Source organism: Rhodococcus sp. ACS1, from assembly GCF_002300155.1.
GTDB classification, from domain to species: Bacteria; Actinomycetota; Actinomycetes; order Mycobacteriales; family Mycobacteriaceae; genus Rhodococcus_F; species Rhodococcus_F koreensis.
This window is the reverse complement of the sequence record NZ_NSDZ01000001.1, coordinates 579,941-593,514: the sequence shown is the minus strand read 5'-3', so window position 1 is coordinate 593,514 and position 13,574 is coordinate 579,941. Positions and strand designations below refer to the sequence as shown.

Annotated in this window: 12 protein-coding genes; 7 read left to right on the top strand and 5 right to left on the bottom strand. The window is 69.4% G+C overall.

Annotated elements, in window-relative coordinates:
• The first annotated feature begins 1 nt into the window (after position 1).
• From CJ179_RS02760 to CJ179_RS02750, 3 genes are all read left to right on the top strand, one after another.
• Positions 2–1,768, top strand: a complete 1,767-nt coding sequence (locus CJ179_RS02760) for an ABC transporter substrate-binding protein (RefSeq protein ID WP_095860656.1) — start codon at positions 2–4, stop codon at positions 1,766–1,768.
• Complete coding sequence (locus CJ179_RS02755) at positions 1,765–2,298, top strand: adenine phosphoribosyltransferase (RefSeq protein ID WP_095861043.1); 534 nt, start codon at positions 1,765–1,767, stop codon at positions 2,296–2,298. Before CJ179_RS02760 ends, CJ179_RS02755 begins: the two co-directional genes overlap by 4 nt.
• Positions 2,299–2,401: 103 nt before the next feature.
• Positions 2,402–4,777, top strand: coding sequence for a bifunctional (p)ppGpp synthetase/guanosine-3',5'-bis(diphosphate) 3'-pyrophosphohydrolase (locus tag CJ179_RS02750; RefSeq protein WP_072942231.1), 2,376 nt, complete (start codon positions 2,402–2,404; stop codon positions 4,775–4,777).
• Positions 4,778–4,855: 78 nt separating this feature from the next.
• Here CJ179_RS02750 and CJ179_RS02745 read toward each other — a convergent pair whose 3' ends face one another.
• Both CJ179_RS02745 and CJ179_RS02740 read right to left on the bottom strand, forming a co-directional pair.
• Positions 4,856–5,650, bottom strand: coding sequence for a peptidylprolyl isomerase (locus CJ179_RS02745; protein WP_072942230.1), 795 nt, complete (start codon positions 5,648–5,650; stop codon positions 4,856–4,858).
• A gap of 22 nt (positions 5,651–5,672) precedes the next feature.
• A complete protein-coding gene (locus CJ179_RS02740; RefSeq protein ID WP_072942228.1) occupies positions 5,673–6,551 on the bottom strand; it encodes a peptidylprolyl isomerase in 879 nt (292 codons plus the stop codon).
• Positions 6,552–6,728: 177 nt separating this feature from the next.
• On the opposite strand from CJ179_RS02740, the gene CJ179_RS02735 reads away from it, so the two are divergent.
• From CJ179_RS02735 to CJ179_RS02725, 3 genes are read left to right on the top strand one after another with little or no spacing between them, the layout of a single operon-like run.
• A complete protein-coding gene (locus CJ179_RS02735; RefSeq protein WP_179377516.1) occupies positions 6,729–7,409 on the top strand; it encodes an MBL fold metallo-hydrolase in 681 nt (226 codons plus the stop codon).
• 15 nt (positions 7,410–7,424) lie between these two features.
• Positions 7,425–8,696, top strand: a complete 1,272-nt coding sequence (gene hisS / locus CJ179_RS02730) for a histidine--tRNA ligase (protein ID WP_095860654.1) — start codon at positions 7,425–7,427, stop codon at positions 8,694–8,696.
• A complete protein-coding gene (locus CJ179_RS02725; protein ID WP_179377515.1) occupies positions 8,659–9,318 on the top strand; it encodes a hypothetical protein in 660 nt (219 codons plus the stop codon). Before hisS ends, CJ179_RS02725 begins: the two co-directional genes overlap by 38 nt.
• Positions 9,319–9,322: 4 nt before the next feature.
• Here the strand turns inward: CJ179_RS02725 and CJ179_RS02720 are convergent, their stop codons facing one another.
• The 3 genes from CJ179_RS02720 to CJ179_RS02710 are packed head-to-tail and all read right to left on the bottom strand — an operon-like array spanning position 9,323 to position 11,813.
• Positions 9,323–10,720, bottom strand: a complete 1,398-nt coding sequence (locus CJ179_RS02720; RefSeq protein ID WP_095860652.1) for a hypothetical protein — start codon at positions 10,718–10,720, stop codon at positions 9,323–9,325.
• Complete coding sequence (locus CJ179_RS02715) at positions 10,717–11,046, bottom strand: type VII secretion target (RefSeq protein WP_095860651.1); 330 nt, start codon at positions 11,044–11,046, stop codon at positions 10,717–10,719. The genes CJ179_RS02720 and CJ179_RS02715 overlap by 4 nt, the downstream gene beginning before the upstream one ends.
• A gap of 59 nt (positions 11,047–11,105) precedes the next feature.
• On the bottom strand, positions 11,106–11,813 hold the full coding sequence (locus CJ179_RS02710) for a TetR/AcrR family transcriptional regulator (protein WP_095860650.1): 708 nt from the start codon (positions 11,811–11,813) through the stop codon (positions 11,106–11,108).
• A gap of 221 nt (positions 11,814–12,034) precedes the next feature.
• On the opposite strand from CJ179_RS02710, the gene CJ179_RS02705 reads away from it, so the two are divergent.
• Positions 12,035–13,573 carry an amino acid permease gene (locus CJ179_RS02705; protein ID WP_095860649.1) on the top strand — a complete coding sequence of 513 codons (1,539 nt, stop codon included), beginning with the start codon at positions 12,035–12,037 and terminating at the stop codon, positions 13,571–13,573.
• Position 13,574 lies beyond the last annotated feature (1 nt).

Below are 13,574 nucleotides of genomic sequence, written 5' to 3'. Positions count from 1 at the left end.
CATGCCCGCATCGCACAGCACCCGGCGCGGTGCGCCCACCCGACGCGGCCGGACGGCGGCCGTGTCGGGTGCCGGTCTCCTCACGGCCGTGCTCCTCGCAGGCACCCTCGTCGGATGCGCCGAGGAGGGCGAGCAGATCCCGTCGATCGGCTACGCCATCGACAACACCGTCACCACCTACAACGCGAACAGCGTCGCGGGTGCGGTGTCGGGGGCGCGTCAGGCGTTCGCGCGGGTCCTGCCCGGGTTCAACTACACCGGGCCCGAAGGCGGACCGGTGGCCGACACGGACATCGGCACCGCCAACGCGATGCCCGGGGACGCCCTCACCATCCAGTACAAGCTGAACCCCAACTCCGTCTACTCCGACGGCGTCCCGATGTCCTGCGACGACCTGGTGCTCACCTGGGCGGCGAACAGCGGCCGCTTCACCCGCCGGAACGACCAGGGCGCGACCGTCCCGATGTTCGATGCGGCGAGTACCGCCGGCTACACGGACATCGACCGGATCGACTGCCAGACCGGTGCGAAGGATGCCGTCGTCACGTTCAAGGCGGGACGGAACGTCACCGACTGGAAGTCGCTGTTCGGTGCGACGTCGATGATGCCGGCGCACGTCGTCGCCACTGCCACCGGCGTCCCCGACATCGTGTCCGCCGTGCAGAATTCGGACACCGCGGCCCTCACGCGCGTCGCGGACTTCTGGAACTCCGGATGGACGATGACACCGGGCGACCTCGATCTCACGCTGTTCCCGGCATCCGGCCCCTACAAGGTCGAATCGTTCTCCGCGGACGAGGGTCTGGTGCTGGTGGCCAACGACCGCTGGTGGGGGAACCGTCCCGCCACGTCCCGGATCGTGGTGTGGCCCAAGTCTTCCGACATCAGCGCGCGGATCGGTGACGGTGCGGTCGAGGTCGTCGACGTCGCCGCGGGATCGACGCCGGACCTGGACCTCGGCGGGTTCGAGGTGACCGAGGTGGCCTCCCGCAGCGTCGAGCAGTTCGTCCTGTCCACCTCGGGGCTGTTCGAGAACGCGGCGGGACGGCGGGCGTTCGCGGCCTGCCTGCCCCGCGACGAGCTGGCGACGAAATTCGGGCTCGCCGCGGAACCGGACGCGGACGGCGCCGGCTCCGGCGGTCCGGTCGGCACGCGGGTCACCGCACCCGACAGTCTCGTCCACCAGTCGGTGGCCGGCGCTGTCGGCGGCCGGTACGAGACGGCGGACACGGCGGCGGCCACCGCCGCGCTCGCCGACACCGACAACACGTCGGCGACCGTCCGGATCGGATACCTGGGCCCGAACCCGCGGCGCGCCGACATCGTGTCCGCGGTCGCGGCGGCATGCGCCCCGGCCGGGATCACCGTGCAGGACGTCGCCTCGCCGGAGTTCACACCGTCGATGCTGCGCGGCGGGCAGGTGGACGTGGTGCTCGCGGGGACGGCGTCCGCCCCCGGTGCGGCAGGCACCGCCGCGGCCACCACCGCGATGTACGCCCTCCGCAGTGGAAACGGATCGAACTTCGGCGACTACAGCAACAGTCGCGTCGACCGGATCGTCGATCAGCTCGCCGTCGACGACTCGACCGCCACCCAGCTGTCGCTGTCGACGGAGGCGGAGAACATCCTGTGGTCGGACGTGCCGACGGTGCCGCTGTTCGACCAGCCGCGAACCGTCGCGTTCGCGTCGGGTCTGCAGGCGGGAACGGTCAATCCGACTGTTTCGGGCGCCGGGTGGAACATGGACAGGTGGGTTCTGCGCCGGTGATCGATCATTCCGCGGCCCGTGACGCCGTCACCCGGCTCACCCGGTGGGCCGACGACTTCCCGCAACCCGGCGTGCGGTTCGCCGATCTGACGCCCGTCTTCTCCGACGCCGACGGTTTCCGTGTCGTCGTCGACGCCCTGGCCGCGTGCGCGCCGGCGGCGGAGGTGATCGCCGCCGTCGACGCGCGGGGGTTCCTCCTCGGCGGCGGCGTGGCCCGGGAGCTGGGATCCGGTGTGGTGGCCGTGCGGAAGTCGGGCAAACTGCCGCCGCCCGTGCTGTCGCAGTCGTACACCCTCGAGTACGGAACGGCCACGCTGGAGATCCCGGACGGATCGATCGGCCTGGAGGGGTGTTCGGTTCTCGTCGTCGACGACGTCCTCGCCACCGGCGGCACCCTCGACGCGACGGCGCGGCTCGTGGAATCCGCAGGTGCCCGCGTGATCGGCATCGCCGTGGTCCTGGAGATCGCCGCGCTGGGCGGCCGGGAGCGCCTCGGAAAGTACCCGCTCACGTCCCTCGTCACGGTCTGAGTACTAAAGTTGGGCCTGGTGGTCGTCACGGCCACCGGGGCGCATGCCCGAGACCAGCCAGGGCCCCAGAGCCCGAGCCATTTCAGTGGTAGGAGGTGACGGCATGACTTCGAATCTTGATCGGTCGCAGAACACGGGAACACCCGCGTCTGCGCAATCCGATGCCGAGTCACCTGCAGCGAACCCGGCTTCCGGTAACAACCGTGGAGCACAGGGATTCGCCGTTCCGGCGTCCGCATCGCGCCGGGTACGAGCGCGACTCGCCAGGCGCATCACAGGTCAGCGGAACACGACCATCCGGCCGGTTCTCGAACCCCTCGTCAGTCTGCATCGCGAGCTCTACCCCAAGGCGGACCTGGCGCTCCTGCAGCGCGCCTACGACGTGGCCGAGGAACGGCACGCCAGCCAGCGCCGCAAGTCGGGCGACCCGTACATCACGCATCCGCTCGCCGTCGCCAGCATCCTCGCCGAACTGGGGATGGACACGACCACCCTGGTCGCGGCCCTGCTCCACGACACCGTCGAAGACACCGGCTACTCCCTCGACCAGCTGACCGACGAGTTCGGCGAAGAAGTCGCGCACCTCGTCGACGGCGTCACCAAACTCGACAAGGTGGTGCTCGGCAACGCCGCCGAGGGCGAGACCATCCGCAAGATGATCATCGCGATGGCCCGCGATCCGCGCGTGCTGGTGATCAAGGTGGCCGACCGGCTCCACAACATGCGGACCATGCGGTTCCTGCCACCCGAGAAGCAGGCCCGCAAGGCCCGCGAAACGCTCGAGGTGATCGCGCCGCTGGCCCACCGGCTCGGCATGGCCACCGTGAAATGGGAACTCGAGGACCTGTCCTTCGCGATCCTCCATCCCAAGAAGTACGACGAGATCGTGCGGCTCGTCGCCGACCGGGCGCCGTCCCGCGACACCTACTTGGCGAAGGTGCGCGCGGAGATCAACGCGACCCTGACCGCGTCGCGGATCAACGCGGTCGTCGAGGGCAGGCCCAAGCACTACTGGTCGATCTACCAGAAGATGATCGTCAAAGGCCGCGACTTCGACGACATCCACGACCTGGTCGGGGTGCGGATCCTGTGCGATGAGGTCCGCGACTGTTACGCGGCCGTCGGTGTCGTCCACTCGCTGTGGCAGCCGATGGCCGGCCGGTTCAAGGACTACATCGCGCAGCCGCGCTACGGCGTCTACCAGTCGCTGCACACCACCGTCGTCGGACCCGAGGGCAAACCCCTCGAGGTGCAGATCCGCACCCACGACATGCACCGGACCGCGGAGTTCGGCATCGCTGCGCACTGGCGGTACAAGGAGACCAAGGGCAGGCACTCCGGTGACGTCGCCGAGGTCGACGACATGGCGTGGATGCGTCAGCTCCTCGACTGGCAGCGTGAGGCCGCCGACCCGGGTGAGTTCCTGGAGTCGCTGCGCTACGACCTCGCGGTCAAGGAGATCTTCGTCTTCACCCCCAAGGGCGACGTGGTGACCCTGCCCGCCGGGTCGACGCCCGTCGACTTCGCGTATGCGGTGCACACGGAGGTCGGGCACCGCTGTATCGGCGCCCGGGTCAACGGCAGGCTGGTGGCGCTCGAACGCAAGCTCGAGAACGGCGAGGTGGTGGAGGTCTTCACCTCCAAGGCCGTCAACGCCGGTCCGAGCCGCGACTGGCAGACGTTCGCCGTGTCGCCGCGCGCCAAGACGAAGATCCGGCAGTGGTTCGCCAAGGAACGCCGCGAAGAGGCGCTCGAGGCGGGCAAGGACGCTATCGCGAAGGAGGTGCGGCGGGTCGGCCTGCCGCTGCAGCGCCTGATGAACGCCGAGTCGATGGCGTCCATCGCACACGAACTGCACTACACCGACGTGTCGATGCTGTATACGGCGGTCGGCGAGAGTCACGTGTCGGCGCAGCACGTCGTCCAGCGTCTGGTGGCCCATCTGGGCGGGGTCGGCGACGTCGAGGAGGAGCTGGCCGAGCGGTCCACCCCGTCGACCATGCCGATGCGTCCGCGGAGCACCGGCGACGCGGGTGTGCTGGTTCCCGGCGCGGAGGGCACGGTCGCCAAACTCGCCAAGTGCTGCACACCCGTTCCCGGCGACGAGATCATGGGCTTCGTGACCCGGGGCGGCGCGGTCAGCGTCCACCGGACCGACTGCACCAACGCCGGCTCCCTGCAGGAGCAGTCGGAGCGGATCATCGAGGTCAAGTGGGCGCCGTCCCCGTCGTCGGTGTTCCTGGTGGCCATTCAGATCGAGGCGCTCGATCGGCACCGGTTGCTGTCGGACGTGACGAAGGCGCTCGCGGACGAGAAGGTCAACATCCTGTCGGCGTCGGTGACGACGTCCGGCGACCGGGTGGCGATCAGTAAGTTCACGTTCGAGATGGGCGACCCGAAGCACCTCGGGCACGTGCTGAACGTGGTCCGCAACGTCGAGGGCGTGTACGACGTGTACCGGGTGACGTCCGCCGCCTAGCGCTTGTTCCCGGCGACGAACGGGACGGTCGTTCGAGCAGATCGAACGACCGTCCCGTTCGTGCGGTCGGGTGCGGGGTCAGCCGACCTTCGCGGTCTCGATCTGTACCGGGGTGTTGGGCTTGCCGCCGCCTGCGGACATGGATCCGTCGTCGCCGTCGGCCGCGATCTTCTCGACGGTCGCGAGGCCCTCCTCGGAGATCGAACCGAAGACGGTGTAGTTGGGCGGGAGCACCGAGTCGGCGTAGACGAGGAAGAACTGGCTGCCGTTGCTGCCGGGCTGCCCGCTGTTGGCCATCGCGACGGTGCCGCGGGGGTAGACCACCGGATTCGCGAGTGCCGGATCGTTCGGCGCGAACGCGGTCTCGGGGTACTCCGTGTCGAATCCGTAGCCCGGGCCGCCGGTGCCCGCCCCGCTCGGGTCGCCGCACTGCAGCACCTGCAGACCCACTTCGGTCGTCAGCCGGTGGCAGGGGGTGTCGTCGAAGTACCCCTGCTGGGCCAGGCTCGTGAAGCTGTTCACCGTGCACGGGGCCTCGGCGCGGTCCAGGACCAGGCCGATCGGTCCGGCGCTGGTCTGGAGATCGACGGGAACCGTGCCCACGGTGGACACACCGGACGTGGGCGGCGGGGTGACGTCCTTGACGGCGGGCCGCCCCGCCGGGTACGTGCAGTCCACGGTGGCCCCGGCGGGAGCCGGGACCGCGGGGAGCGTGCCGAACTTGGACAGGTCGAGCGACTGCTCCGCCGCGCTCGTGGCGGCCGCCTTCGACGAGGTGCTGGTCGACGAGCCGCCGGAGTCGGACGAATCCGAACAGCCGGCGAGGAGGACCGCGAGGCTCACGCCTGCGACGAGAATCGAGGTGCGTTTCATCGGTCCATCCTCACACGTGACGTCAGTCCATCCGGACGGACGTGATGTCGATGGGCAGGTTCGGCTTGCCGCCGCCGGCCTGCATCGATCCGTCGTCACCGGCCGCCGCCACCTTCTCGATGGTCGCGAGACCGGTCTCGTCGACCTTCCCGAACGCGGTGTACTGCGGGGGGAGCTGCGAATCCGCGTAGACGAGGAAGAACTGGCTGCCGTTGCTGTCGGGCTGACCGCTGTTGGCCATCGCGATCGTGCCGCGCGGGTAGGTCACCGGAACCTGCAGCGCCGGATCCGACGCCTCGTACTGGTCGGTGGGGAATTCGTTGGCGAACCCGTAGCCCGGACCGCCGGTGCCCGCGCCGGTGGGATCACCGCACTGCAGGACCTTCAGTCCCTCGGACGTGACGAGCCGGTGGCAAGGGGTGTTGTCGAAGTAGTTCTGGCTCGCCAGGCTCAGGAAGTTGTTGACCGTGCACGGGGAGTCGGCGTTGTCCAGGACCAGACCGATGTTTCCCTGCGTCGTCTGCATGCTGACGCTGACTTCCCGGAGCGTGGTGTCGATCTCGTCGGTGCGCGGCGGGTTAACCTGCTTCGCCGGCGGCTGACTGTCGGGGGTGTACGTGCAGGACACCTTCTCGGGCAGCGGTTCGGACCGGCCTGCGGGCATCACACCGGGCGACTGCGGTGACGCCGACACCGACTCCGCCGCCGATGCCTCCGTCGCCTCGTCGTCGCCGCGGGTGAGGGAGAAGACGACGGCGCCGGCGGCCACCACGAGCACGACACCGAGCACCGAACCGGCGATGGTCAGCTGCTTACGCTTGCGTGCTCTGTCGGCGCGGCGTTCGAGCTGACGCTCGAGCTTTCGTTTCGCTGCTTCCCGGCGCTGCTCGTTGCTCGGCACTGCGGTGGTCCTCCCGTGTCGGTCTGGCTGGAAGTCGGTCGATAGGGCCGTTGGCCGGTGCGAACTGCCCCCGGCACACGACCTCCAGAGTCTGCCATCCGAACCTGAGAACATCCTGGCGGGGCGGCGGCTTAGGCTGTAGCGACTGCAATGACCACTCGAACAGGAGCGTCGCGCGTGCTCGTCACAGGATTCCCGGCCGGGATGTTTCAGACCAACTGCTACATCCTCGCGCAGGACGATGCCCCGGAGTGCGTCGTCGTCGACCCAGGGCAGGATGCCGCCGAACCGTTGTTCGAGTTCCTGGACCAGTCGAATCTGACCGCGACGGCGGTGCTGCTGACCCACGGACACCTCGACCACGTCTGGAACGCCTACGACGTCTGCGAGAAGTTCGGGATCCCCGCGTACATCCACCCCGAGGACCGCTACATGCTGTCGGACCCCGGCCGCGGCATCGGCCCGACGATGAAGCCGTTCATCGAGGGCATGACGTTCGTCGAGCCCGGTGAGGTGATCGAACTGGCCGACGGCGACGTGATCGAGCAGGCCGGGATGTCGTTCGCCGTCGACCACACCCCCGGGCACACGCAGGGGTCCGTGGTGTTCCGCACCCGGGTCGTCACCGAGAACGGCCCCGTCGAGATCGCCCTCACCGGTGACACACTGTTCCAGGGATCGATCGGCCGGAGCGACCTGCCCGGCGGCAACCACGAACAGTTGCTGCAGTCCATCGCCGACAAGCTTCTGGTCCTGGCCGACGACACGGCGGTCCTCCCAGGGCACGGCGGTTCGAGCACCGTCGGCGCCGAACGTGGGTCGAACCCGTTTCTCGTTGGACTCCCGGGATCGAAATAAGGAAAAGTAACGACAGTGAGCAAAGCCAGCACCTTCTCCGCCCCCAAGGGCGTCCCCGATTACGTCCCGCCGCAGTCGTCCGAGTTCGTCGCGGTCCGTGACGGACTCACGCGCGCTGCGCGTCTGGCCGGATACGGCCACATCGAACTTCCCATCTTCGAGGACACCGGGCTGTTCGCCCGCGGTGTCGGCGAGTCCACCGACGTCGTCAGCAAGGAGATGTACACGTTCGCCGACCGCGGTGACCGTTCGGTGACACTGCGGCCCGAGGGCACCGCGGGTGTCATGCGGGCCGTGATCGAGCACGGCCTGGACCGCGGCCAGTTGCCGGTCAAGCTGAGCTACGCCGGCCCGTTCTTCCGTTACGAGCGACCGCAGGCCGGCCGGTACCGCCAGTTGCAGCAGGTCGGGGTCGAGGCCATCGGCGTCGACGACCCGGCACTTGACGCCGAGGTCATCGCCGTCGCCGACGCGGGTTTCCGCGGCCTCGGTCTCGAGGGTTTCCGGTTGGAGGTCACGTCCCTCGGCGACGACACGTGCCGTCCGCAGTACCGGGAACGGTTGCAGGAGTTCCTGTTCGCGCTTCCCCTCGACGAGGAGACCCGTCGGCGGGCGGAGATCAACCCGCTGCGGGTGCTCGACGACAAGCGCAAGGAGGTGCGCGAGATGACGGCGGACGCCCCGCTCATGCTCGATCACCTCTCGGACACGGCGAAGGCGCACTTCGACGAGGTGCTCGCGCACCTCGACGCGCTGGGGGTGCCGTACGTGGTCAACCCGCGGATGGTCCGCGGCCTCGACTACTACACGAAGACGACGTTCGAGTTCGTCCACGACGGTCTCGGCGCGCAGTCGGGAATCGGCGGCGGCGGACGTTACGACGGTCTGATGGCCCAGCTGGGTGGTCAGCCGTTGTCCGGAATCGGTTTCGGGCTCGGCGTCGACCGCACCGTCCTGGCGCTCGCCGCCGAGGGCAAGACCGCGGGCTCGACGGCCCGCTGCGAGGTCTTCGGCGTCCCGCTGGGCGAGGAGGCGAAGGCGAAGCTGGTGGTGATCGCGCAGCAGTTGCGCGCCCAGGGAATTCGAGTCGATCTCGCGTACGGCAACCGCGGCGTGAAGAGCGCGATGAAGGCTGCAGACCGGTCCGGCGCCGCGCTGGCGCTGGTGCTCGGCGACCGCGACATCGCCGAGGACACGGTGGGAATCAAGAATCTCGCCACCGGCGATCAGGAATCGGTGTCGTCGGCGGATGTTTTCGCGCGCGTCGGAGCCATCCTTGGCGCCTGACGACACCGCGCCGGTGTCGCTCGACCTCGTCCCGATCGCGTTGATCGCGCCGCGGCTCAAGAAGGTCGCGGCGATCGCCGTGCTGATCGGTGTCGTGGTCGGCGTCGTCGCCGGGTTCTTCGGCCCGGTGTGGGTCGGCGTGACGGTCGGGGCCGTGATCGCAGTCCCGACCGCCGCGTCCGCGCTCCTCACGTTGCGGCGTCGCATCACGCTGCAGGCCGGGCGGATCCGGTCGACGGGGGGACTGCGCAGCCGGCACGTCGACGTCACCCGCGCGGTGGCCGCGGAACTGGTGGTCCGTTCGGCTCGGGTCAGCGAGGTGAGTGTCCGGATCACGGATCCCGACGGGAGCCTCGCGATTCCGCTCGCCCTCTACACGACGGACGGCGGCCGGGAACTCGAGATCCTCGGGCTCCGCAGGCTGGCGGACGCCCTGACGACCAGTGAGCTGGTACCGGCTGCGGCGATCGCGTCGGTCCTCATCGAGCAACTCCGTGCGGAAGCGCGCGGCGCGGCCCTCCCCGAACGCGCGTTGTTCCGGGCCGTGGAGCTGGTGCGTTCGGAGGGCCGCGTGCCCACCACCACGCTCACCGATCACGAGGTGGCGGCACTGCTCGACTGAGCGATCAGCCCCGATCGCCGAACGCGGCGTCGTCGAGATCCTCGCCGCCGATCACGGCGGGCGCGACCATCGGCAGGTCGCCGACGAACGCGTTGTTCTCGCCGGCGTTGACGAGGTAGCTCGGTGTGGACCGGCCGCTCAGCTGTTCGTCGCCGCCGCGCCCCGCGCCCGCCATGCCGGCGCCGCCCATTGCCCCGCCCGGTGCGAGAGGGGACGAGGCGGCCGGAGTGGCGCCGGGTGCCGGAGCGGTGCCCGGTGTAGTCGGGGTCGCAGTCGCCGGGGGCACGACCGCCCCGGAAACCGCTCCTCGGGGTACCGAACTGCTTCCCGCCGAGGCGTTTCCGCCCGCGCCGCCGCCGTGCATGCCGATGCCCGCGCCGCCGGCCGTGCCCACCGCGCCGGGTACTCCGCCGACGGCACCGTGTGCCGGGGTGACGGCGGATTTCGCCGCGACGGTGTCGGCGGGCAGATCGGACGAGGAGACACTGGCCGCCTGGGTACTCGCCGACACCAGGTCTCCGACGCCGTCGGTAACGGTGGAGATCATCGGCTTGCCCACGCCCTCGATGACGGTGGACGCGAAAGCGAACGGTGACGTCGGTGCCGCTCCCGCCACGGCTCCGGGTGCCGGGGGCGGCGGTACCGGGACCGGCGCGGCGAGACCGTTCATCGTGAGGGTCTGCTCGTTCAGTTCGGTGCGGGTCTGCGTCACCACTCCGATGGCCGCCTTGATGTGCTCGGCCGCGGACGCGAGAAGCATCGCCTGCCCGGGCGGAGTCATCACCATCGGCGCGGCGGCGACCGCGGTGGCCGCGAACGACTCCGAGATCGTCATCAGGTTCGCGTTGCCCCGCGCCACGGACGCGGCGGCGGTCTGGGTGGTGGTCGCGATCTCCGTGCCACGTTCGCTCAGTTCGGTGCCGCTCGCCTGGGCCTGCACACCCTGGGACTGCGCCGCCTGCGCCGCCTGGCTCTGCCAGATCTGGTCGAGGACCTTCAGACCCGACAGGCTCATCGACATGGCCTGGTCGATCAGGCCCGAGGACATGTCGAGGACGGACGTCGGGTCGAACGAGCCGAACGTGCCGGTGCCGAAGCTCCCGGCGAGATCGGTGAGCGGCTTGAACAATTCGTCCACACCCGGCAGTGCGGGCAGAGCGTGCCCCTGCAGCAGTGCCTCGACCGGGTTCGGCGGCAGGGGCGGCAACAACGGCAGGGCCGGCAACGGTGGCAGCTCACCGAGCGGCGCATCCAGCAACGGGCCGAGCGGGGAATTCTGCAGGGCCTCGAGCGGGGTGCTCGGCAGTGGTGTGGCGAGGGCGTCGCCGACGGGCGAGCCCTGGATCAGGTCGAGAACAGATCCGGGCTCGGCGGGATGACCGGCGGCTTCGGGGGAGGTCATGCGAGGCCCCCGAGTCCGTCGCCGACGGCGCCGAGCGCTGCGCCGTTGGCGCCGTCGACGGAGTCGTAGGACCGGGCGGTGGCGTCGGCCGCGATCGCGGTCTGCGCGTAGTGCGTTGCGAGTTCGGCGACCGATGTGGCGTGACGTGCCTGCGCGGCAGCGAAGGACGCGAGAAAGTCGGCTCCGATCGGGCCGAACACGGGCGCGAGGGCCGCGAGATTTGCGCCGAGATCGAGTGCGGCGGCGCTGCTGATCTGTTCGGCGGCCTGCGCAGCGGTGGCGCCGTATTTCCTGATGCCGTCCGTGACGACGAAGACTTCGCTCAAGATTGCCCCCCAGTGTTAAGCGTTCGCCAGACTTTATCGCACGGGAACGACATGCCCGGCTAGAGGTGAAGGGGTGTTCCGCGCTCGGTCTCGGCGAGCAGTGCGCGCGACTTCGCCCGGATTTCGTCCAGCGGTTCCGTCCATCCGAGGGTGCGGAGGCAGGCGTCGGCGAGGAGTCCGGCAGCGCCCTCGTTCTCGGGCCCGGGCAGCAGTCCGCGTTCGATGTCGGCGCGGGTTGCGATGGCGCTCTCGACGATTCGGAACGGCAGGTCGGCCAGGGCGGGGGAGGTGCTGCCGGAATCGCCGGTGATTTCCGTGAGCGCCCGGTCCGCCAGCAGCCGGTAGTGCCCGCGGAGCAGGGTGCGCTGGGTGCGGAACGGCTCGAATCGATCGGTCAGCAGTTCCGGGAGAAGGTACAGCGCACCGAGATTCCATCTGGTGGCCGTGAGTTGTGTGACGTCGTAGGTGGCCAGCGCGTGCAGGCGCACCGTGGCGGGGGCGTCGGCGCCGGTGAGCCGCTCGGCGGCGGCGAGCGCGGGGGAGACCGTTTCCTCGAGCAGCGCCGCCAGGATCTCCTCCTTGTTGGGAAAGTGGTGGTAGAGCGACGCCTGCCGGATGCCGACCATCTCCGCGATCCGCCGGGTCGAGGTGGCGGCGAAACCCTTGGTGGTGAACAACTCTCCGGCGGCGTCGAGGATCTCCTCGGGAGTGGTCTGCCCTGGTCTGCGCTGACTGGTCAGTCGGGGTCGTCCCGGCCCTGTGGTCACCGCTCCATGATGTCAGGTCGTGTCCGGAGCCGACCCCGACCACCCTCCGTGAGGGTTTCGTCACGCGACCGAAACGTAGGCAACGATGCTGTTACGGCCGACCGCGATCTGGATACGCGGGCGTCACCCATCGAGGCCTCTCCGCGAGAAAACTATCGACCGACAGATATTGCCCTCGCCGAAGGAGTACGCCCTTGAGTACACCCACAAGGACTGCGCAGGTGCCGACCGCGCCGGCTCCCGCACCTCTCCGCCCGTCCGGCGTCGACGACACGGGCGACCTCGGCGAATTCGGCTACGAGCAGCAACTCCACCGCTCCCTGGGCAAGTTCGCGTCGTTCGCCGCCGGCTTCTCGTTCGTCTCCATCCTCACCACCATCTTCCAGCTCTTCGGGCTCGGATTCGGGTTTGCCGGGCCTGCCTTCTTCTGGACGTGGCCGGTGGTGTTCGCCGGCCAGTTCATGGTGGCGCTCAACTTCGCCGAACTCGCCGCCCGGTACCCCATCTCGGGGGCGATCTACCAGTGGTCACGCCGGATGGGCGGCGAGGTGGTCGGCTGGTTCGCCGGATGGTTCATGATCCTCGCGCAGATGGTGACGGCGTCCGCCGCGGCCATCGCCCTGCAGGTCGTTCTCCCCAACGTGTGGAGCGGATTCCAGATCATCGGGGAGGACAGCACACTGACGTCCGCGAGCGGTGCCGCCAACGCGGTGCTCCTCGGCTCCGTCCTGCTCGTGCTGACCACGTTCATCAACTGCATCGGCGTCAACTGGATGTCCCGGATCAACAACATCGGTGTGACCTGCGAGATCGTCGGGGTCATCGCGGTGGTCGGGATGTTCCTCACTCACGCCCGGCGCGGACCGGACGTCGTGTTCGACACCGGCACGGCGGGCGCGTCGCCCGGCTACGGATGGGCGTGGATCGTGTCGGGGCTGATGGCGGCATACGTGATGGTCGGGTTCGGTTCGGCGGGCGAACTCGCCGAGGAGACGAGGAACCCGCGCCGGGTCGCACCGCGCACGATCCGCCTCGCGCTGTCCGTGTCGGCGCTCGGCGGCGGGCTGATGATCATCGGCGCCCTGATGGCCGCGCCGAGCCTGACGGACGGCCGTCTCGCCGCCGAGGGACTGCCGTACGTGCTCTCGTCGATCCTCAGCTCCCCGTGGGGAACCCTGCTCCTCGTCGACGTCGCGATCGCCGTCTTCGTCTGCACGCTCGCCATCCAGACGGCGGCATCACGGCTGGTGTTCTCGATGGCCCGGGACGGCCGGCTGCCGGCCTCGCGGATTCTGTCGACGGTGAACCCCCGCACCGGAACACCCATCGCGCCGTCCGTGCTGATCGGCCTCGTGTGCATCGGCATCCTCGCCGTCAACGTCGGGAACTCCGCGATCTTCGCGACCCTCTCGAGCGTCTGCATCATCCTGATCTACCTCGCCTACCTGATGGTCACGGTGCCGCTCCTGCTGCGCAGGCTGAAGGGCTGGCCGCACGGGGGACCGCAGGTCGACGTGGACGGTCGGACGCTGTTCTCGCTCGGACGGTTCGGACTGCCCGTGAACATCCTGGCCGTCGGCTACGGCGCGCTGATGGTTGTCAACCTGTCCTGGCCGCGCGCCGAGATCTTCGACCCCAGCGGCGACTACCCCCTCCTGCGGTGGGCCGCCCCGGTCACCGTCGCCGCCGTGGTCGCGCTCGGGATCGCGTGCTTCCCGCGCGGCCGCACGACCCCCAACCCCGTCACGATCGGAGCCTGAC